The organism is Holdemania filiformis DSM 12042, from assembly GCF_000157995.1.
Taxonomy (GTDB): domain Bacteria; phylum Bacillota_I; class Bacilli_A; order Erysipelotrichales; family Erysipelotrichaceae; genus Holdemania; species Holdemania filiformis.
In genome coordinates this window covers 49,019-70,928 of record NZ_GG657558.1, presented here as the reverse complement: position 1 = coordinate 70,928, position 21,910 = coordinate 49,019, and the positions used below count along the sequence as shown (strand labels likewise).

General features: G+C 49.5%; 12 protein-coding genes. 11 read left to right on the top strand and 1 reads right to left on the bottom strand.

The genetic code is table 11. The features are described from left to right. The first annotated feature begins 79 nt into the window (after window positions 1-79). The 10 genes from HOLDEFILI_RS11055 to HOLDEFILI_RS11010 all read left to right on the top strand — a co-directional run bounded on the left by HOLDEFILI_RS11055 (window position 80) and on the right by HOLDEFILI_RS11010 (window position 15,853). Entirely contained in the window at window positions 80-733 is a 654-nt protein-coding gene (locus HOLDEFILI_RS11055; RefSeq protein WP_006059770.1) for an RloB family protein, read from the top strand. A gap of 151 nt (window positions 734-884) precedes the next feature. After that, window positions 885-2,366, top strand: a complete 1,482-nt coding sequence (locus tag HOLDEFILI_RS11050; protein ID WP_006059769.1) for a TIGR02677 family protein — start codon at window positions 885-887, stop codon at window positions 2,364-2,366. Beyond that, complete coding sequence (locus HOLDEFILI_RS11045; RefSeq protein ID WP_006059768.1) at window positions 2,366-3,502, top strand: TIGR02678 family protein; 1,137 nt, start codon at window positions 2,366-2,368, stop codon at window positions 3,500-3,502. The genes HOLDEFILI_RS11050 and HOLDEFILI_RS11045 overlap by 1 nt, the downstream gene beginning before the upstream one ends. Then, window positions 3,492-7,502, top strand: a complete 4,011-nt coding sequence (locus HOLDEFILI_RS11040; protein WP_006059767.1) for a TIGR02680 family protein — start codon at window positions 3,492-3,494, stop codon at window positions 7,500-7,502. Before HOLDEFILI_RS11045 ends, HOLDEFILI_RS11040 begins: the two co-directional genes overlap by 11 nt. Beyond that, complete coding sequence (locus HOLDEFILI_RS11035; protein ID WP_006059766.1) at window positions 7,499-8,767, top strand: TIGR02679 domain-containing protein; 1,269 nt, start codon at window positions 7,499-7,501, stop codon at window positions 8,765-8,767. Before HOLDEFILI_RS11040 ends, HOLDEFILI_RS11035 begins: the two co-directional genes overlap by 4 nt. 202 nt (window positions 8,768-8,969) lie before the next feature. Beyond that, complete coding sequence (gene serC, locus HOLDEFILI_RS11030; protein WP_039864816.1) at window positions 8,970-10,052, top strand: 3-phosphoserine/phosphohydroxythreonine transaminase; 1,083 nt, start codon at window positions 8,970-8,972, stop codon at window positions 10,050-10,052. Further along, window positions 10,046-11,209, top strand: a complete 1,164-nt coding sequence (locus HOLDEFILI_RS11025; protein ID WP_006059763.1) for a phosphoglycerate dehydrogenase — start codon at window positions 10,046-10,048, stop codon at window positions 11,207-11,209. Before serC ends, HOLDEFILI_RS11025 begins: the two co-directional genes overlap by 7 nt. Window positions 11,210-11,636: 427 nt before the next feature. Then, a complete protein-coding gene (pheS, locus tag HOLDEFILI_RS11020) occupies window positions 11,637-12,671 on the top strand; it encodes a phenylalanine--tRNA ligase subunit alpha (RefSeq protein ID WP_006059762.1) in 1,035 nt (344 codons plus the stop codon). A gap of 23 nt (window positions 12,672-12,694) precedes the next feature. After that, window positions 12,695-15,088, top strand: coding sequence for a phenylalanine--tRNA ligase subunit beta (gene pheT / locus HOLDEFILI_RS11015; protein ID WP_006059761.1), 2,394 nt, complete (start codon window positions 12,695-12,697; stop codon window positions 15,086-15,088). Window positions 15,089-15,310: 222 nt separating this feature from the next. Continuing rightward, complete coding sequence (locus tag HOLDEFILI_RS11010; protein ID WP_006059759.1) at window positions 15,311-15,853, top strand: hypothetical protein; 543 nt, start codon at window positions 15,311-15,313, stop codon at window positions 15,851-15,853. Window positions 15,854-16,048: 195 nt separating this feature from the next. On the opposite strand, the gene HOLDEFILI_RS11005 is transcribed toward HOLDEFILI_RS11010, so the two are convergent. Beyond that, window positions 16,049-18,235 carry a glycoside hydrolase family 9 protein gene (locus HOLDEFILI_RS11005; RefSeq protein ID WP_006059758.1) on the bottom strand — a complete coding sequence of 729 codons (2,187 nt, stop codon included), beginning with the start codon at window positions 18,233-18,235 and terminating at the stop codon, window positions 16,049-16,051. Between the two features lie 309 nt (window positions 18,236-18,544). Here HOLDEFILI_RS11005 and HOLDEFILI_RS19780 point away from each other — a divergent pair. Further along, the coding region (locus tag HOLDEFILI_RS19780) for an Ig-like domain-containing protein (RefSeq protein ID WP_006059757.1) at window positions 18,545-21,910 on the top strand (3,366 nt) is incomplete at its 3' end.

Sequence of the window (21,910 nt, the reverse complement as noted above, 5' to 3'; positions counted from 1 at the left end):
CGGTATGGCGCAATTAAGGATATTGATTTTACCCCCATTTTTGAGAAAATAATTAAACATAGAAATGAGATGTAAATTCATGCGAAAAGAAAATAGAACTTATTATTTTTCTGTAGAGGGTAAAACTGAATTGTGGTATTTGGAATGGCTTCAGCAACGGATCAATGCGGAAGAAAACGCGAAAATGACAGTAAAATTGGACGTTAAAGTACAAAAAAATCCTTTTGATCGTGTTAAGCGATTAACGATGATCAGTAAAACTGAAATTACACATATTTTTGACTATGAAAGTAATGAAGAGCAGCATGTGAAGCAATTCAAAAGTGTTATCGACAATATGAAAAAAGCTCAGAATTCAGGTAAGAATGTCAAGTATAATCTAGGTTATAGTAATTTCACTTTTGAGTTGTGGCTGATTTTGCATCGCCGTGACTGTAGTCAACCGCTTAACCATAGAAATCAGTATCTCACTTTATTGAATCGTGCCTTTCATGAGAATTTTGAAAATCTTGAACAAGTGAAGCAAGAAAAACAATTTAAACGGATCTTAGCGGCGTTGGACTTGAATGATGTTCGAAGCGCGATTCAAAGATCAAAAAAAATAATGGAAAATAATCGAACAGCGGGTTATAAATTGCAACAATACAAAGGTTATGCTTATTACAGAGAAAATCCTTCGCTTTCAATTTGGGAACAGATTGAAAGAATTCTTGTTGAATGCGGCTTGCAATGAGCTTGTAGAGAATAATGTAAAAGATCGATAAGAAATCTTAGAAAAGCTTCTGTTTTATTTTCTCGTTGATCTTTTACTTTTATTATGCGCTAAGAATAGGTAAAATATAGAAGAATTAAACCTTGGTTTGAAGGCAGAAATGAGGGATTGCATGCAGATCTCGGAAGCACTGACTAAAAAAATAATGGAGACTAGTTATCTGACGGCGATCAATGCGGATCGATATCGGGTGATTATGCGCTATTTTTATGAGGAATATGAAAAAATCCATTATTGGCTGAATAAAGAAGATGTCTTTGACATGATGCTGAAAACCGGCTTGTTTCCGGATTATACATTAAATCAATGTCAGCTGGATCTGCAGGCATTGCTCGAATGGGGAAATCTGACGGCGACGCAGGACAGCGCAAAAGCGACGACCTATCAGGAGTTCAAGAATAAGAAATTCCGTTATCAGTTAAGCGAATATACCGTGGAAATCGAACGGTTGACTTTGCGTTTGGAAAGTCTGGAAGTCGAAGGTGCTTCTTTGCAGCCCAGCTTGATTGAACGGATTCACCGGCAGATCCTCGCGCTGCCTTCGCTGATTGAAAAAAGTGATGAGGAAGCCGCGGAATCCTGGACCGCTTTGAATCAAGATTTTATCCGCCTCAACCGCAATTATCAGGATTATATCCGGACGCTCAACAGCGCCCATGCGGAAGAAATGATGAAGACGGAGCAATTTCTTATGTTTAAAGACCAGCTGCTGATGTATCTGCGCACCTTTGTCAAAACGCTGCAGGAACATGCCTTGGGGTTGGAGGAAACGATGCAGAATCTGCCTGAAACCACGATGGAAAGCCTTTTTGCGAAAGTGGTCCGGTATGAGCAGTCCATTCCGCGGATTGAGAAAAAAACGACGGATGACCAGATTCTTGAAAACTGCCGGGGCCGGTGGCGCAGCTTGAAGCTGTGGTTTGTAGGGGAAAATGGCGACAGCGAGATTACCCGGTTATATGACTCGACTAACGAAATTATCCGTCGGATGACACGGTACGCCCAGCAGATCAGCGAACGCTATACCCAAGGCGCCAGCCGCGTGGAGGATTACCGGCATTTAGCGCAGGTATTTCTGCAATGCACAACGTTGAACGAAGCGCATAATTTAAGCGCGATGGTCTTCGGCCCGGAAAAAATGCTGCACTTGAAAGGCTTGCCGGACCGGGCGACAGATTCGATTGACAGCGGAGTCTATGACGAAGTCCCGTGTTATTTTGATTTGGACAGCCGAAGCCGTAAAGCACGCCCGAAATCCAGCCGGCTCCCGCATCCGGACTATCAGCTGGAACGGCAGCTGCAGCGGATGGCCGTGGAAGAACAACAGCGGCAGCGGCGTGAAAGTCTGCGGGTTCTGATTCAGGAAAGAAGTATTGATTTTGCGGCGCTGCCGGTGATTTCCGCGGCGGTGCGCAAGATCTTGTTAAGCTGGCTGAGCCGGGGACTCAACAGCAGTTCCCATCGCGGCCGGACGGAGGAAGGCGTTTATTTTCACGTCAATCTGGAAAATGCCAGTCAGTCCTGCGTCCTTCGCTGTGAGGACGGATGCTTTGTTATGCCGCATTTTATCCTGGAAATGGAGGGCGATTATTGATGAACGCTGTGGAAACGCTGCTCAGTCAGCGCTGGGTGCTGCGGTCTTCCCAACCGGAGCTTTATTATCAGATCAAGGATGAAATCGGACGTTACCGCCGGATTCTGTTGGAAAAGTTTGGGTACAGCGTGCTGATTACGCCGGCGTTAGTCAAACTGGATAAAATCCCCGGTCAGCCTGAACCGTGGATGGGCATCCAGAGTTTTGAAGAACCGGGCGATTACGCGATGCTCTGCCAGGTATTGATGTATCTGGAAACCCGGGAGAAAGAAGAACAATTTGATTTTTCCATGCTGACGGAATATCTTCAGGGACAGGGCGTGGAAGAAAAACTGGATTGGACGCAGTATGCCCGCCGCCGTCAGTTGGTGCGCGTGTTGCGCTATTGTCAGGAACAAGGGCTGATGAAGCTGCTTGACGGCAGCGACGAACAGTTTCTGCGCAGCGGAAATCAGGAAGTTCTGTTTGAAAACACCGGGAATTCCCGTTTTTTCCTGCGGAATTTCGCACGGGATCTGATGGACTATACTTGTCCTGAGGATTTTATTGAAAGCGATTGGATCGATATGGATCAGGACCGCGGGATTGTCCGGCGGCAGCGGGTTTACCGCCGGTTGTTATTAAGCCCGGGCCTCTACCGGCAGCCGGAACAAGACGAGGACTTTAATTATCTGAGAAATCAGCGGGGACAGGTTCAGCGTGATTTTCAAAGTTTGTTTGCCTGCGATCTGCATTTGCAGCGCTCCAGCGCCTATCTTGTTCTCGATGAAGCCTGCGCGGCCGGCGCAGTCGTTCCCGGAAATAACGCGGCGCATGATTTGATTTTGATTTTAGCTCAGCAGCTGCAGCAGCGGGTGAAAATCCATCAGGCGCAATATTCGCTGCAGGCGATGGAAGTCCTGGTCCTGCCGGTGGATTCTGTTGTCCGGTTGTTAAAAAGAATAATTCAGCAGCGCCTGGATTATTTGCCGAAGTATATTCAGGGAGAAATTCCCGCGGCGATCCAACAGACGCTGGAAACCTTGGAGAATCTGGGCTGGGTCCGGATTGAAGACGAACAAGTTTATTTCATGCCGATTTTTGGCAAACTAGCCGGCGATTACGCTGTAGTCAAGGAGGATTCTCATGCTGAATGAACGATGGCACCCCGCACGGATTGGATTGATCGATTTCTGGTATTATGAAAACCAGGAGTTTGAATTGGATCACGGCCATTTGCTTTTGCGCGGCAGTAACGGCAGCGGAAAATCTGTCACGATGCAGAGCTTCATTCCGCTCTTGCTGGACGGAAATAAGAACAGCGAACGGCTGGACGCGTTTGGTACGCGTTCGCGGAAGATTGAAAATTATCTGTTGGAAGAAGACAGCGAGCGGACCGACCGAATCGGTTATTTGTGGATGGAATTCAAGCGGGAAAACGAGGAAGTGTACAAGACGATCGGCATGGGTCTGCATGCCCGGCTGAATAAGAAAACCGATGCCTGGTATTTTGTGCTGGAAGACAACCGGCGGATTAATCAGGATTTAAGTCTTGTCCGCAATCATCTGGCACTGACGCAGCAGGAGCTGAAAAACGTCGTTGGCGTTCAGAATGTGATGACTTCGCGGACGGATTATATGCAGCGGGTGAATCAGGCGCTGTATGGTTTTGAAAATCTCGAACAGTACGATGAATTGATCAAACTGCTGGTGCAGCTGCGTTCGCCGAAGTTGAGCAATTCTTTGAAACCGACGTCTTTGAACGAACTTCTGCAGAATTCGCTGCAGCCCTTAAGCGAAGAGGAATTGCGGCCGATGAGCGAAGCGATCGCCAGTATGGACCGGCAGAAGGATGAATTGGATCATCTGATCCAGGCTCAGCGGTCGGCCACGCAGGTTAACCAAATCTATCAGCAATATAACCGCGCGGTTTTGGCGGATAAATTGCAAAAGGCCTTAAACCAGCAGCAACAGCTGCAGGGGATGACGAAGCAGCAGCAGGCGGAGGAAGCGCAGCGGCAGCGGGTTCAGACAGAAATTCAACAATCCCTGCGGCAGATTCAGGAAAAACAATCTCTCCAGCGGAATCTGACGGAAGAAAAAAATCAAATTCAGGATTCGCAGCTGATCCGGCTGATCGATCAGCAGCAGAGTTATAAAGAACAGCTCAAACAGCTGGAAAAAGATTTGCGGCATAAGCAGGAAGCTTTCTCGCGAAAACAGGATCGACTGCAGGATGTCCGGTCGGACCAGCAGCGTTTCAGCGACCGCTATGACGGCAGTTTGCGTGATCAGCAGCGCTGTCTGGCGGAAATGGACGTGCTTCAGGATAACCTTCAGTTTGAAGATCATCTTTTGCTTGTGCAGCAGCTGAAGGATGAACCGGCGGCGCAACTGGATTTCAAAGACGCCGAAAAGTTGATCGAGCAGCGGCTGGTGCTTTTGAAGCAGGGACTGGTCACGTGGGATCAACGGCGGCAGGCCGCCGCGATGGCCCAGCAGCAGCAAAATGAATGGCTGCGGCTGAAAGATGAAAAAGCCGGATTACAGAAACAGGCGGATGAAATTGCAGAGCAGTATCGCGGCATTGTAGAAGAAATGAAAAGCCGTTTCTTCCGCTTCAGCGAAGAAAATACATGGCTGAAATTAAATGCCGGCCAGTTTGCGGCGGTGGTGGAGCTGCTTTTGGATTATGCGGAACAGAGCCAGTTCTATAAAATTACGCAGTTAATCACCGATCTTTATCACGGCCATTGGTCGTCACTGCAGAGCCGGCTGACGCAGCAGAAAGCTAGTCAAAGCGAACATCTGGAGCAGCAGCGTCAGATTGCGCAGGAACTGCATCAATGGCAAACCGTGAGCGAACCAGCGCCGTTGTGGGATGAAGCGACGGAAAACCATCACCGCTGGCTGAAGGAACAGGGAGTTCCTTTCTGCCCGCTTTATGAAAAACTGGAATTCAGTTCGGAATGTTCGGAAGAACAGCGTCAAATGATTGAGGAAAGCTTGCGCCGGGCGGGCATTCTGGACAGCATACTGGTAGCGAAGTCCGATTGGGATGCGTTGCCCAAGACGCCGCGCGGGCAGGCTGAAAAGGTATTGTTAACAACCCTGCCGCCTGTCCAGCTTCCAGCCTTGGAATTGGACGCTTCCTTGTTGGAGGAAAACGGGATTCAACAGCTTGAACAGCATTTTCAATGCTCGCTGGCATCGCTGCAGCTCAAGGAGAACGGCTATCGCTGGGGTTCTCTGCAGGGACTTAACAGTATGGAACAGCCGCAGGTCATGATCGGCCAGGCGGCTCGGGAACGCTACCGCCAGCAGCAAATCGAACGCTGTCAGCAGGCACTGAATAAGATTGAAGAACAATTATCTCAGGATCAGGCGGAACTGAATAAAATAACCCAGGCTATGCAGCAGCTGGAAAGTGAACTCAAACAGATTCCAAAGGAAGATGATCTGAGCGAAGCGCTGCGGCAGGTTCAGGCTTCCGAACAGGCGGTTGCGGAAAAACAGAAGCAGCTGGATCAGACTCAGCAGCGATGGGATCAGATCCGTTCACGGATGTCGGAGATTGATCAGCGGATCCGGCAGACTGCCGAACAATTGGCGATCGCGGCCGATGAACAGGTATTTCTGAGCCGGAAGGAAGGGTATGAGGAATACCGGGATAAAATGAAAGACTTGCGGCGGATTACCCTGCAGCTGCAAACCGCGAAAGAGCAATGCGAGAGCAGCCGCGCTCAGCTTGAGGAGCTGCAGTGGGATCTTGATGATATGCAGGCCGATGCAAGCCAGCTGCAATCCCAGATCAGCGCCCGCCGGCAGCAGCTTGCGTTAATCGAGGAACAGCTGCGGGAAAGCCATGCCGATCAGCTGCGCGAGCGTCTGACGCAGATCCAGTGGCAGTTAGAACGGCTGCCCGAAGAAATCGTACTGCTGAACCGGACGCTCGGTTCTTTGCAGAATGAATTAAAACAGTCAAGCGAGAATCTGGAAAGCCGGGAAGCGGAAATTGAACGGCAAAAAATACTCTGTCAGCAATACGATCAGGTTGTCGTGCGGGAATTGACCAACGGCTATCTGAATCAGGAAGTTGATCCGCAAACGGACTGGAAAGGAATTTTGCGCCAGCTGGAGAAAAGTGAAGGCTTCGGCCGGCGGACGAGCGACTTACAGATGGATCTGCAGGCGCAGTTTCAGAATCATCGGATAGTGCTGCAGGATTATTCGCCAAGCTATCGGTCGGTTCTGCAGGAGGAACTGGCTGATATCCCTGGCCGGTTAGAGTTGTTAGCACGAATTCAGGGCCGGCGGGCCGGTTTTCAGGAGCTGGTCGATTATATCGGCGGCGCGATTGCTGAGCTCCAGCAGCTGATTCAGGAACAAGAGCGGACACTGTTTGAGGATATCATGATCAATTCCATTACCAAGACGATCCGGCGGCATATCCGGACCAGCCGCGAATGGGTTCAGCGGATGAATACGGCGATGAGCGCGATGAATACCAGCTCAGCGCTGCGGCTGTCGCTGCAGTGGAAAGGCCGGAAAGCTGAAAATGATCAGGAACTGGACAGCCGCGAGCTGATTACCTTACTGGAAACCGACGCGCAGATCATGAAGCCGCAGGATCAGCAGAGACTGGCCGGACATTTCCGCAACCGGCTGGCCGCGGCCCGCAAAGAAGCGGAAAAAGAAGAAAATCAACAAAGCTTCCATCAGATCATGCAGGAAGTGATGGATTACCGGCGTTGGTTTGAATTCACTATTTTGTATCAAAGAGGCGATGAGAAGAAAAAGGAACTGACAAATTCGGCTTTCTACTCCTTCAGCGGCGGAGAAAAGGCGATCGCGATGTATGTTCCGCTGTTTTCCGCGGTTTCCGCGAAGTATTCAATGGCCCGCCCGGACGCGCCGCAGATTATCGCTTTGGATGAAGCGTTTGCCGGTGTGGATGAAAATAACATCGACGGGTTATTTAAGTTAATTGAAAACTTCCGCTTCGATTACATCATGAATTCTCAGGTGTTGTGGGGTGATTATCCATCGGTGAAACATTTGCGGATTGCGGAGCTCTATCGCCCGGACGGTGTGCATTATGTCACGGTCATGGACTACCAGTGGAACGGCAGTGTGAAAAGTTGGATTCCGGAATGAAGGCGGAACAGGAATTTGCCGCATATCTGAAAAGCAAGCCGGCCTTCATGCCTTTGCTGGAAGCGTTGAAAACACGGTGGAACCACAGCGGAACCTGGCGCGGCAAGCTGGTTCTGCACGAATGTGATCCATCTTTGCAGGAAGCCTTGGCGGAGCTTTTGGGCGGTTCTTTTTGGGGACAGTCCACGATCACGCTCACTTATGGTCAATGGAAAAAGGCGTTAAGCCGGACCCGGTTTGACGGCTGTGATCTGCAGGAAGTGCTGAGTCTTGTCTTTGATGAACCGCTGGAGGGACAAAATATTCAGAAACAGAAACGCAGAGTGCAGGAACAAGCGCGTTTCGATGAAATGACACGGCAGCTGGCCGGAACGCCGGCAGGCCGGTGGCTGGAAGAAATCCGGCAGGCTCGCGGGAGTCTTTACACCCGCTGCTGCGCTGAATCGGAAGCGGTATTGCGGCAGTGGGCGGAGGCGATGAATCAGCTGCCGATGCGCACTCAGGAAGTTTCGCTGATTGCGGTTTATGCCGCGCGCGTGCTGCATGATCCGCATGCGCTGGATACCGGTCCTGTCCGGCGGCTGTTAATCCAGTCGCTGCGCTGGGAGCTGACGGAGGACTCGACGGATGAGGAAAAAGTCTGGGAGGAAAGCGAGCTTTTAGAACAAGCGGGTCTGCTGCGGGATCAGGTCTCCAACCGCTGCTTAGTCTATAATCTGAACGGAATTGGAAATCGCGGCGAAGTGCATCCGGGATGGCAGGGGTTTGCCGAAAAAGCTGAACCGTTCAGCGTGACGCTGAGCAATGTCTTGAACGTAGAGCGGATCGAAAGTGCAGCCCAGTTTGTGATCATTGAAAACCCTTCAATTTTTGAACGGCTGAGCGCTGAACTCAGGCATCAGAAACGTTCTGACATCAGTCTGATGTGCAGTGAAGGGCAACCGAATCAATGCGTCTGGCAGCTGTTAAGGCGAGTGGATAAAACGAACACGCAGATGTGGTACTGCGGTGATTTCGATCCGGAAGGATTGCAGATGGCGCAGCGGATGCTGCGGCGTTGCCCGGGTCTGAAACTATGGCATTATGAGGTTCAGGATTACATCAAGGCGCTGAGTAATAAATCGTTCAACGCTCGCCGGCGCCGGATTTTGGAAAGCTGCGGCTGCGAGGAACTGGCAGCGATCCAACACCGGATGCTGCAGGATCAGCGGTGCGGCTACCAGGAAAAACTACTGGAGGACTATTTAAAATTTGATTTTCAATGAAGACAGGGCAGATCCATTAAAGGATCAAGGCGCTGTCTTTTCCTTGTTTCTGGACTCAGTTTTTCATATTCTAACGAATAATTGCGCATTTACATTTTATTACATGAAAATATGTAAAATAAATGTAATTGTATTGAAAATTTGATTGTGAGCATACACCAGTAGTGCTAGAATGGGGATATTAGAAAAGAGGATGACGACGATGACACGAGTTTTCAATTTCAGCGCTGGCCCCAGCCAGCTGCCAACCGAGGTTTTACAGAAATGTGCTGCCGAACTGATGGAGTACGGAATTTCCGGGCAATCCGTCATGGAGATGAGTCATCGATCCTCCTCCTTCCTTGAAATTATTGAAACGACGGAGCGGCGGCTGAGTTCACTGCTGCAAATTCCGGAGTCTTATCAAGTGCTGTTTCTGCAGGGCGGGGCGTCGCTGCAGTTTACGATGGTGCCGATGAATTTGTTGAAACCAGGCGGGAAAGCGGGCGTGATTCATACCGGAGCCTGGACGAAAAAAGCGATTGCGGAGTGCCGCAAGATCGGCGGCTGTGAGATCTTAGCCAGCAGCGAAGCGGAACACTTCACGTCAATTCCGAAGGGTGTGACGATTCCGCAGGATCTGGACTATGTGCATATTTGTGAGAACAACACGATCTACGGGACAAAATATAAGGAACTGCCGGAATGCGGGAGCGTGCCGCTGGTCGCGGATTGTTCCAGCTGCATTTTAAGCGAACCGATGGAGATTTCCCGCTATGGCCTGATTTTCGCGGGGGCGCAGAAAAATATGGGGATCGCAGGTCTGACGGTTGTGATCGTGCGGGAAGATCTGATTCAGGAGCGTCCGGAGATTCCGTCGATGCTGAGCTATGCCGTGCAGGCGAAAAACAAGTCGATGTTCAATACACCGCCGACCTTTGCGATTTATCTGCTGGGACTGGTGCTGGAATGGATCGAAAACCGCTATCATGATTTAGCGGCGCTGAAGACGGTCAATCAACAGAAAGCGGCGCTGCTTTATGACCAGATCGATCAATCCCGGCTGTTTACCAATCCGGTCCGTCCGGAAGATCGTTCGATCATGAACGTGCCGTTTGTCACCGGCGACGCTGCGTTGGACGCGAAGTTCATCGCCGCGGCGGAGGCGGAAGGGCTGGTCAATTTAAAAGGCCATCGCTCGGTCGGCGGCATGCGCGCTTCAATCTACAACGCGATGCCGTTGGAAGGGGTTCAAAAGCTGGTCGATCTGATGCGGCGCTTTGAGGAGGAGAACCGGATATGTTAAACATACGTTGTCTGAATAAAATTGCGGAGGCGGGATTGGCGCAGTTTCCGCAAGCCTCCTATCAGTTTACAGAACAAGCCGGTGCGGAAGACGCGATTTTAGTGCGCAGCGCGGATTTAAAAGAAATGGAATTCGGAGCCGATTTAAAAGCGATCGCACGGGCCGGAGCGGGAACGAACAACATTCCGACTGCGCGGTGCAGCGAGGCGGGAATTGTCGTGTTCAATACGCCGGGCGCGAATGCCAATGCCGTTAAAGAGCTGGTCATGGCGGGGTTGTTGATGTCAAGCCGGCCGGTCATTCCGGCGATTGCCTGGATCGAATCGTTAGGCAATACGGCGGATTTAGCGCAGCGGGTTGAGCAAGAGAAAAGCCGGTTTGTTGGAACGGAGCTGAAGGGGAAAACGCTGGGCGTGATCGGCTTGGGCGCGATCGGGATCCTGGTCGCCAATCTGGCGGTGGAGCTGGATATGCAGGTCGTCGGCTACGATCCTTATATTTCCGTTGACGCGGCCTGGAAGCTTTCCCGTCAGGTGCGGCATGCGGAAAGTCTGGAAGCGGTGCTGAAGACGGCGGACTATGTGACGATTCATGTGCCGCTGACGCCGCAGACAAAGAATTTAATCGCTGCCAGCCAGTTAAAATTGATGAAGACCGGAGCAGTGCTGCTCAACTTTGCGCGCGGCGGTCTGGTTCAGGAAGACGCCGTGCTGGCGGCGCTGGCAGCCAGACAGATCCGCGGTTACGTTACGGATTTCCCAAGTCCGGCTTTGGCTGGAAAGAGGGGTGTAACTTTAATTCCGCATTTAGGCGCTTCGACGGAGGAAGCGGAGGAAAACTGCGCGGTGATGGCGGCACAGGAATTGATCGATTATCTGGAGAACGGAAACATCCGGAACGCTGTGAATCTGCCCGACGTCGTCATGGAGCGCAGCGGTCAGGCGCGGCTCTGCTGCTTCCACCGGAATGTGCCGAACATGCTGGCACACATCTCCGGCATGATCTCGAAGCAGGGGATCAATATTGAAAATCTGCTCAACCGCTCGCAAGGTGAGTTTGCCTATACGTTAGTGGATGTGGATACTCCGGCGGTTGAGAAAATCGCCGCCACGCTGCGTCAGCAGCCTGAGATCCTGCGCGTGCGGGTTTTAGTTTAAAATTGTCTGGGAAAAGAACAGGTCATCTTCTGCGAGGGTGTCCCTCGGTAGATTTTCATTCCTTTTCCATGAAAAAATCATTCAATTTGAATCAAAGCTTGCAAAAAAAATTTCAGATGGCTATAATAACTACTAGAAAGCGGTTTAACTAAAGGATTAGTAACAGAAGAACCTGGGAAAAGAGAGGAACGGTGACCCGCTGAGAGCCGTTCTGCCCGGCAGGTTTCTGCGAATTCACCTTTATAGCGGGAGTAATGATCCCCGTCTTCCTCACGTTACAGGGAAAATTAAGGTGTATCTTTGCGCCGGCGGACGTGTTGGTGTCGGCAGGCAGGGCGAGGATAAATCAGGATGGTACCGCGAGCCGTCGTTCCTGAATCAGGAACGACGTTTTTTATTTTTGTAAAGGAACAAAGGAGAACCGATTATGGAAAAAGTTCAGCAAGTCCAGGCTCAGGCGCTGGAAGAAATCAAAGCCTGCGAAGATTTGCAGCAGCTGCAGCAGATCCGGGTGACGACGCTGGGGAAGAAAGGGCCAATTCAGTCGCTGATGACGATGATGAAGGATCTTTCCTCGGAAGAAAAACCGGCTTTCGGTCAGGAAGTCAACGAATGCAAGAAAGCCGTCGCCGCCGCGATTGAGGTAAAAATGGCAGTGCTTGAAAAAGCGGCGATGAACCGCAAGCTCGAAGAAGAAAAAATCGACATCACGCTGCCGGGCGTGCCGTTTCGCACCGGGACGCTGCATCCGCTGACACTGATCAGCCAGGAAATCGAAGATCTGTTCATCGGCATGGGCTACACCGTTGCCGAAGGTCCGGAAGTCGAACTCGACTTCTACAACTTTGAACGCGCCAACATTCCGGCCGATCACCCGGCCCGCGATATGCAGGATACGTTCTACATCAATCCGAAGGAGCTGTTGCGCACGCATACCACGGCGATTCAGATGCGCGAGCTGGAAAAGGCCCAGGGCCAGCTGCCGATCAAGGTCATCTGCCCGGGTAAAGTCTACCGCCGCGATAATGACGACGCGACCCATTCCCATCAGTTCATGCAGGCGGAAGGCCTGGTCGTCGGCGAGAATATCACGCTGACCGACTTGAAGGGCACACTGCAGTTCATGGCCGACCGGATGTTCGGCGAGGGCCGTCAGATCCGTTTCCGTCCTTCGTATTTCCAGTTCACCGAACCAAGCGTCGAGGTTGACGTCAGCTGTCACATCTGCGGCGGCAAGGGCTGCCCGGTCTGCAAAGGCACCGGCTGGATCGAAGTACTCGGCGCCGGGATGGTGCATCCGAACGTGCTGGAGATGGCGGGATTTGACTCGACGAAATGCTCCGGCTTCGCCTTCGGCGTCGGCATCGAGCGTGTCGCAATGCTGAAATACGGCGTTGACGATATTCGTAATTTCTATATTAACGATACCCGGTTCCTCAAAATGTTTGATCGTTTTGACTAATCGCTGAAGGAGGAAAAAAGAAGATGAGAATGAGTATGAACTGGCTGAAGGAGTACGTCAATCTGGACGGCGTCACCCCGGAAGTCTTAGCTGAGAAATTAACGATTGCCGGACTGGAAGTCGAAGGCATCGAAAAAATGGCCGAAGGCACGAATCTGGTCATCGGTCAGGTTCTGACCTGCGAGAACCACCCCGACAGCGATCATCTGCACGTCACGACGGTCAATGTCGGCGATGAAGTGCTGAATATCGTCTGCGGTGCGCCGAATGTCCGGGCGGGACAGAAAGTCATCGTATCCAAGGTCGGGGCTGTGCTGGCCGGCGGCTTTGAAATTAAACCTGCCAAGGTGCGCGGGGTGGAATCCAACGGCATGATCTGCAGCCTGTCAGAACTGGGCGTGGATAAAAAAGCCCAGACGGAAGAACAGCTGAACGGCATTTACGTTTTTGATGACGAAGCGCCGGTGGGTGAAACCCGGGTTCTGGAATACCTGGGATTGGACGATACGATTCTGGATATCGGTTTGACGCCAAACCGGGCAGACTGCAACGCGATGTGGAATCTGGCGAAGGAAGTCGGCGCGGTGCTGCACCGCAAGGTGACCTGGCCAGACTGCAAGTCCGCCAGTCAGATCGGTACGCCGAATACCTTCAAAGTTGCCAGCAAGACGGAAAAATGTCCGACATTCCTGGGCAAGGTTGTCAATCACGTGAAGGTGGGCCCTTCGCCGAAATGGCTGTCCAACTATCTGCATGCCTATGGCATCAAATCGATCAACAACGTGGTCGATATCTCCAACTTCGTCATGGTCGAAACCGGGCAGCCGCTGCACTACTATGATTTAAGCAAGCTGCCGCATCACGAAATCACCGTTGTGGACGACGTTGAAATGACGATGCAGGCGCTGGATGGACAGGACTATGAAATTAAAAAGGGCGATCTGTTGATCACGACCGGCGGCGAACCGACGGGAATCGCCGGGATCATGGGCGGCGAGGAAAGCAAGATCGACGAATCGACGACCAGTATTTTCATAGAAGCCGCTGGTTTCAACGCCGTATCGATCCGCAACACTTCGCGCCGGCTGGGCTTGAGCACGGAAGCCGCGATGCACTTCACCAAAGGCGTGGAGCCGATGGCGCCGATCAAAGCGGTTGATCGTTCTGTTCAGCTGTTAAAAGAACTGGCGGAAGCCGACGGTTTTGAAGAAAACGTTCTTGTGGGAACGATTGAGGATCCGGTGAAAACCGTAAGTGAAACGCTGACTCACTGCAATACATTGTTGGGTACAGAATTCACGATGGATCAGGTGCTGGGCGTTTTGAAGGATTTGGATCTCAATCCGGTCCAGGACGGCGACTGTTTTACCTGTACGATCCCGTCTTACCGCACGGATTTAAACATCCGCGAAGACATTGATGAAGAAATTATCCGCCTGTTAGGCTATGAAGATCTGAAAACCACGCTGCCGACGATGGAAGCGACGGCGGGGCAGCTGACGGACCGGCAGACGATGCGCCGCAATCTGCGCAGCTCGCTGAACGGATTAGGCCTTTCCGAAGTCATCACCTATACGCTGGTGTCGCAGAAAGCAGTCGACAACGCGCTGATGCCGCTGGGCGAGGCAGTCGCGTTGGCCGCGCCGATGAGCGAGGAACGCAAGTATGTCCGCACCTCGCTGATCATGAGTCTGCTGGAATGCCTGGCTTACAATCAGAATCATAAGAATGAAAACGTGAATCTGTTTGAAATCTCCAACGTCTATGCCGTCAATACTCAGCAGGAACGCTTGGCGATCGTGATGTCGGATTCATTGCAGAGTTCCAAGCTGAACCGGATTGATATCCGCAGCGATTTCTTCGCGGCCAAGGGCGTCTTGACAGAAACGCTGCGCAAACTGGGCTTTGCGGCGGAACGGCTAAGCTTTAAGGAAAATGATCAGGATGTGGAACATTTCCATCCTTACCGCAGTGCCTGCGTGATGCTGGGGAATCAGCTGCTGGGCGTCCTGGGCGAAATCCATCCAGTCTTGGCGAAGGAGCTGGGGATCGGCAAAGTGGTCTATGGGGAATTCAATCTGGAGCTGTTGTTGGCCAGCAAGGCCAGCAAGGTCAAATTCACCGCGATCAACCGGTTCCCGGCCGTTCACCGCGATATCGCTTTAGTTGTAAACGAAGAAGTGAAGGCGGAGCAGCTGATGAAGGCGATCAAGGCGGCAGGCAAGCGCATGGTCAAGCAGGTCGAGGTTTTCGACGTCTATCAGGGTGAACATGTCGAAAGCGGCAAGAAATCGGTAGCCCTGTCGATCAACTATCAATCGGAAGATCACACGCTGACCGATCAGGAAATTCAGGACGTGCATCAGACGGTTCTGGCTCGTCTGGAAAAGGACTGTCAGGCGGTGCTGCGCGGTTAATCCGCAATTGAATTCTCAGACAAGGCCCGGTGAAAACCGGGTCTTTATTCTGCAACAAGAAGCAGAATTGGCGGACGGGAAATCCCTGATGAAGGCTAAGTTAATCATTTCCTTGATTTTTCGATATATTTTTTTCAAACGCTGAAATCCCCTCTTGTCTTTGATTCAAGAGTGCGGTAATATGAAGAAGTTCACGTTTTTGGTGAAAGAGAGGGAAGTTGTGTGATTGAATTTAACAATGAAGAGATGCAAGGTGAAAGACGTGAGACCTATGTTATCCAGGCTGATCGCTTCGGTGAGGACAGTGCGTTAAACGGTGTCCGGGAGAAGCTTCGGCCCTTATTAAAAAGAGGATTTGCCGGATTCGCAGAAAAGCGGATGGCGCAGTGCGGGACGCTGAATCCTTATTTGTACCGGGCTTCTTTGGCCAGGGCAACCGCGATTCTGGGTGGTCATCTGGTGTGGAATCAAGGCGAAGACTGGCTCGTCAGCGAAGAAAGCGAGATTTTATTGAAAGAAACTTCACTGGAGGGTACGGCCTGGCTGGTTGCTTTGGTATATTATATGACGATGTTCGAAACCGGAGCGAAGTTAATCATTGAGGCTCCGGAACAGGGCTTGAATCGCAATCAGCAGAAGATGCTGAGCGAAATGATGGTGCTGTATGAAGCCGTGGACGGCATCGTCGCGATCACGAAATCGGATTCGCCGTATTTTCAGATTAATCAGGTGGAAACCTTACCGCAGGCGGATCATCGGGATTGATTCACACAGGATGTAAAGGTAAGAACGTGGCTCAGTGATGAGCCTAATAAAAAAGATCAGAGTCCAGGGATGGCTGGATATTCTGATCTTTTTTTTGTTATCGTCCGGGATTGGATAAGTTCGCCTTCGTTCGTGTTCAGCTAAGCTGGACAGTGAACGAGAGGTAAGAAAGTCTGTTTTTTTTGGAAAGGCTGGTTAGTTGGCGTTTTCCACGGCGCTGATCAGAGCCACCAGCGGGGAATTCCAATAGATCGCCACTTCGTTGGTTGAATAGCTTTCCGCATCGTCGACATAACACTTCGCGGGAGCGGTATCGCCGTTGAACATCGATTGGGTCACCGGATCCTCGAGCGCGGAATCCGGACCGCCTACCAGCGCGCCGGGCAGCAGAGCGTTTGCCGCTGAGGCAGGACGGTGATGGAGGTGCTGAGGAGAATGGATTCCGGAATTGGTTACAAAGGAGAGATTCAGGCTGTTGCGGCCCAACAGATAATGAAGATGATCCGCTGCGCTGTTGACATAGTTGACATTAGCGTGGATATCGTTGGCTAAGGCCAGAATTAAACCGTTGTTGGCGATATCGGCATTGCTGCCCCAGGCGTATGCGGAATACAGGGAAACAAAATAGCCGTCGTTGGACGTGGCGTTGAGAACCTGTTCGGCATCGTTGATCAGTTTGGACAGCAGTTGTTGATAAAATGCGGAATCGACGTTTTGAACGTCGGAAAGTTTTAACATCAGGTAGGTGCCGTAAGATCCCATCGTTTTCCACTGTACACCGGTCAGCTGATCGGTGCTGGCCTGGAATATCGTTTTTACGGAATCGAGGTATTTTTGTTCGCCGGTCGCGGCGTAGAGAGCGGCCGAGGCGAGATAGCGCTCATCGGTATCGTTGTCGTCGCTGTATTGGCCGGCGGAAAAGCCTTCCGGATTGGTGTAGACAGAGAGGGTGGCTGACTGCAGATAGTCCCAGGACAGCTTCGCGGCGTCCAGGCAGCGCTGGGCGAACTCAGGATCGATATCTTGATAAATCGAATAGGCCAAAGCCATTGCGCCGACAAAATCGCCGGTTGAGGTTGTCATTTCCTGCATGATATAGAGCGGAGCCTGGTCTTGATCCGGCATGATGAAATCCGGGAATTGTGCGGTGACGACTTTGTCATAAACGCCGCCCCAGCCGTTCTGCATCTTTAACAGCCATTCTAACTCGACGCGGGCTTCATCAAGAATATCCGCGACGCCGTTGCCGCTTTCCGGAATGCCGATCGCGTCGGTGAACAGATGCGGGTTCATTTGATAGGCGAGCATCAGATCGATGACCGCTTTTGTCCCCGTCGGCACATAGCGGCCGTAATCGCCGGCGTCATGCCAGCCGCCGCTGACATCCAGCTGTTGATCAGTGCCGTAGATCGTAGCGATCTGGGTGTGGCACTGTTCATGGGCGAAGGCCCCGGCCCAGTCGGCGGTTAACGTCTGACCACAGCGCTGCAATGAGAGCATTTTGACGGTCTGATCCAGCAGGTTGTGGTACAGGTCTTCCTGAATTTCAAATTCGTAGGAGGTTCCGTTGAGCTGGGATTGAAGGCGGTAACGGCCAGGGGTTGTGAAGTCACTGAAATCGCCGTAGAAGGTTGTTTCCTTCGTGCTTTCGTTGTACAGCTTCCGCAGAATCGGGGCGGTGTAGACGACGGTGTTGGTGTTGGCGTCGATCACCTGGAAGTAGTCGCCCTGATCGAACGGGAAAACCACTTTTTTCTGAGCGTTGGGCAGGTAGCCGGTCTGGTTGATTTTGATATTCGGCTCTGTCGGGCCGTCAGAGGCTTCCTGAAGGATTAAATTAGAGATGGTGACTTCATGGTAGTCGTAGGCGGTTTCGGGCGTTGGCGCGCCTGTATTGAAGGCGAGACGGCCGTTCCAGGAGGTGTTGCCCTGGATTTTGATGTCGAATTCATAATGCGTGCCGTTTTCGGTAGCCGTCAGCATCTGCGTGAATTCAATTGCGCTGTCGTCGACGTTCATGATGAACACCTCGACGGGGCGCTCGATCGTAGCGCTGAGATCAAAACTGAGGTGGTAGGTGACGCCGTGAATCAGCGGCAGGCCTTCGTGATAGGTCTGTACGCCGAAAATCTCGGTGCCGGGGGAGTTCATAATAATTTTAATGTTGGAAAAGGTGCTTTCGAGAATGCCGTAGCCGTCGGTGGACGTTAAGGCCCAGGTTGTTTCAAATTCCGGCTGGGCGATAGGGGCTTGCGTGACGGGTAAATCCACGACGCTGATGACCGGATTGGAACTCGGTTCGGGCGTCGGTTTATTTTCAGCCTTGGAGCAGGCTGTCGTTAAGCATAGCAAGGCCAGCATGGAAATCAGAATTTTTTTCATTGAATCCCTCCTTCGATGAATAGTACTATGATACAACAAATAAAAAAAGAAAGGGGTGGAAAATTCTGAACGACTGAAAATTGTAAGAAGTTGAAGTGAACAGATTGAGCTTCAAATTAAAAAAAAGGTAAAATTTACCAGAAAAGAAAATGATTTGAAATTATTCATAAAAAGCTTTCTTTTATGGAGATTTCGCTATGATTGAGGATAAGAAAATTAGAATTATAAAATCTATGCTAAGTTTCATACTATTTCTTAAAATAAACGTGATAAACTAATAGTATTGATATACTGTGAGGGAAAAGGTTTATGAAAAATTTACTCGTCTTTTTGTTGTCCATTTGTTTAATCAGCGATAATCTGACGCTTGTAAAAGCGGAAGATCAGGGGGAGTCTGCAGGAGAAGGAACGATTGCAGAAGTACAAGAATCATCAGCACCGGAAATAACGCCGGATTCTAATGATTTGAATCCAACTTTAGTACCGACCTTGGAACCTGAACCCGATCAAGAGCCGGAGATTCCCGTTGATAAACCCACGAAGTCACCGGAGATTGTGGTAACGCCGCCGAATACTGATGAACCATTAAATACGTCGGAACCGGAATTATCTTCTGAGTTGGAAACTTTGTCAAGCGTTGATTTTACAAATCCGGAATACCCGGATCTTGAAGTCGATTTTAATACGTTACATCAAAGAAGTGAAATTGCGCTTTTTTCCAGTGAAAACAATGCTCCAGATTTCAAGAGTGCCGCTGACGCTGTCAAAGAAGCCTTGATTTCGCGCGAGGCCACGATCACAGTTACCTTTCCTGTCAGTGCTTACCCTGATCGCGACAACGTCATTATGGATTTGATAGAACAGGCGATGGCTTATGACAATAATATCAATCCTGAGGCGGGCGATTACCTGCAACTGAACTACCGCGGCTGGAGCGGCGGCGGATATATCCAAAATAATCAATACACTTTAACATATACCGTTGAATATATGACGACGCTGCTGGAGGAAAAACAAACGGGAGTCACCATCAGCCAGCTATTGTTTGCAACCTATCAGGTTGATAAAATATCCGATCCTCAGGAAAAAATTAAAGTTATTTATGATTATGTGACCTCTCATGTCAGCTACGATTATACGTATTCTAAATATGACGCCTATAACGCGCTGATTAATCATACCGCTGTTTGTCAGGGGTATGCTCTCCTAATGTATCGGATGCTTTCCGCAGCCGGCTTAAAAACAAGGATTATTACCGGTGGAAATCATGCCTGGAACATCGTGAGCATCGGCGGCCTCTGGTATAACTTAGATGCGACCTGGGATGCGGGAATGGAGGGAAACTATCAATATTATTTAAAATCAGATAATGCGTTTGCGGATCATTATCGAAAAGAAAAATATAAAACCGAAGCGTTCTATGTCCAGTTTCCAATGGCTTCCTTGTCTTATGGACAGGAAATTGAGGAACAGCCCACCTATATACAGGATCTGAATTTTGGAAGTTTAACGACAACAGCGGGAGAAATTTTTAACTATGATCAGTTGGCAGGCAAGTCGAGAGTTTATTTATTTTTCAGCAAAGACTGCGGCAACTGTCAGATCACTTTAGAGGAATTAAAAGCCAGTGCGGTCCAAGCTTATCCTTATGTGCAAGTGTTTTTATTTGAAGTAAACCAAACTTCAGACGGGGAAGTAAATCGTTTTTTAGAGCAAGAAGGGTTGTCTGATTTTGCAGCTTTTTCTGATTCTGGGAGTCTGATGCGGCAGTATATGCGGATTCTGAACACAGGAGATATTCAATATCCGCTGCTGATTATAGCTGATCCAGACGGACAGATTCGTTATTGGGATGATGAAGTTCAGGAGGCGGAAGAATTTAATCAGGCAGTGCGGCTGATGAAGGAATCACATTACTATAAACCGATAACTGCCATTGAAAGTGACAATATAAGTTTGATCACAGGGAAAGAACATCCTTTAACAGTCGCAATTCAACCCGCAGACGCTTCTGATCAACGGTTAAGTTATTATTCTGAAGACGAGGGGATAGCCGGTATCGACGATTTTGGCAAAATCACTGGAAATCGTTCCGGAACGACCAGGGTTCATATTATTCCCGCTGAAAATCTGAGACTTGAAAAAATAATTGAAGTTCATGTCGTTTCAGCAGTGACCTCTCTGACGTTTAATAATATTAAAAATGAATATGAAGCAGGGATATCTGAGGATATATACGTAAATATCCAGCCGCAGGATTGGGGAAACCGGGAAATTCACTGGGCGTCTTCTAACGAAGCTGTGCTTACGATTAGCGGAACTTCCGATCATGGGATAATTCAGACTCTAAAACCTGGATATACCGTTCTATCTGCAGAAATTGATGATGTAAAAATAGAGAAAACGATAAGAGTACTCGGTGAAATTGAACTGCCGGAAGATTTGACAGTGGAACAAGCTAAAAATGGCGATCTTCTAATTACGACGAAGGATGCTTTCTGGAAAGAAAATCTATTGGGACATGGATCAAACAATATCCTGCTTACGAATGGAATTGAAGAGTATGCTCTGACAGAAGAATTCCAGATGAATGATAAACATCAGCTGGTCATGAACTTTAATCGGCTGCTTGAGTTGGGAATATTAAAAGGAAATTATCAAATTACTTTCGATTCCTTGCATTACCAGAGCTTTCATGGGGATATCCTATTAAATTTCGGGGCTGAAGAACTTCCGCAGAACTTATCGTTAAAACAGAGAGAAAACGGAGATTTGGTTTTAACCACAGAGAATTCTGATTACAGGCAGCAGATCACAGGGTTTAGTCTATATTCTGAATCAGGAAAAGAATATCATTTAACTTATACTACTGCGGAGGATTTTATTCTTGTTCCCTATTCGCAAATAGTTAAGCAAAATTTGAAGAAAGGCACCTATCAGTTTACGATATCTTCTTTTGGCTATGCTCTCTGGAAAGGTGAGGTACAAATTGAAAAAACTGGAATTTTCACACAGGAGGGAGAAAATCTTTACTATACAGGCCAGAAAATTCAACTGGAAACGTTTAGCGATAACGAAATAATAAAATGGAGCAGCAGTAATTCGTCTATTGCCTCTATTGACACTAATGGATTATTGACCTTTAAAGCGGCAGGTACTGTTAAAATTATCGCTAAATATCCAGATGAATCACAAACTTATACTATCAAAGTTCTAAAAAGCATATTAAAGATATCGTTGGATAATAATAAATTGTTAGTAAATGAACCAACGAAGCTCCATCTTGATCGTAATGTTGAAGATCAAATTATCTGGAATATTGCGGATCCTTCTATTTTGGATTTGGATGAAGAAAATTTGGAAATCACTGGGAAGAAACCGGGAATTACGAAATTAACAGCGATGATGAACGGTATTTCTTCTACACTGTCAGTTACCGTTTATAGTATTGATGTCAATTCGAAATTAAGTATTCGTGTCGAAGATTATCAGAGTGCAGGACTGGAAATAGGGGAAGAACGTCAGATCCGGGTTGTGGGATCGATCGGACAGGAAGAAGTAAACGACAGGGTAACGCTGACAAGCAGTAATCCGAAGGTCGCCGTAATCGATGAAGCCGGGAAGCTGAAAGCGATCGGCTTAGGAACCACCACGATAACAGCGGCAGTGAAGGAG

Bases quoted from the DNA above. Each gene is read 5' to 3' on its own strand.
- HOLDEFILI_RS11055 (WP_006059770.1), top strand. From the start codon at position 80: ATGCGAAAAGAAAATAGAACTTATTATTTTTCTGTAGAGGGTAAAACT.
- HOLDEFILI_RS11050 (WP_006059769.1), top strand. From the start codon at position 885: ATGCAGATCTCGGAAGCACTGACTAAAAAAATAATGGAGACTAGTTAT.
- HOLDEFILI_RS11045 (WP_006059768.1), top strand. From the start codon at position 2,366: ATGAACGCTGTGGAAACGCTGCTCAGTCAGCGCTGGGTGCTGCGGTCT.
- HOLDEFILI_RS11040 (WP_006059767.1), top strand. From the start codon at position 3,492: ATGCTGAATGAACGATGGCACCCCGCACGGATTGGATTGATCGATTTC.
- HOLDEFILI_RS11035 (WP_006059766.1), top strand. From the start codon at position 7,499: ATGAAGGCGGAACAGGAATTTGCCGCATATCTGAAAAGCAAGCCGGCC.
- serC (WP_039864816.1), top strand. From the start codon at position 8,970: ATGACACGAGTTTTCAATTTCAGCGCTGGCCCCAGCCAGCTGCCAACC.
- HOLDEFILI_RS11025 (WP_006059763.1), top strand. From the start codon at position 10,046: ATGTTAAACATACGTTGTCTGAATAAAATTGCGGAGGCGGGATTGGCG.
- pheS (WP_006059762.1), top strand. From the start codon at position 11,637: ATGGAAAAAGTTCAGCAAGTCCAGGCTCAGGCGCTGGAAGAAATCAAA.
- pheT (WP_006059761.1), top strand. From the start codon at position 12,695: ATGAGAATGAGTATGAACTGGCTGAAGGAGTACGTCAATCTGGACGGC.
- HOLDEFILI_RS11005 (WP_006059758.1), bottom strand. From the start codon at position 18,235: ATGAAAAAAATTCTGATTTCCATGCTGGCCTTGCTATGCTTAACGACA.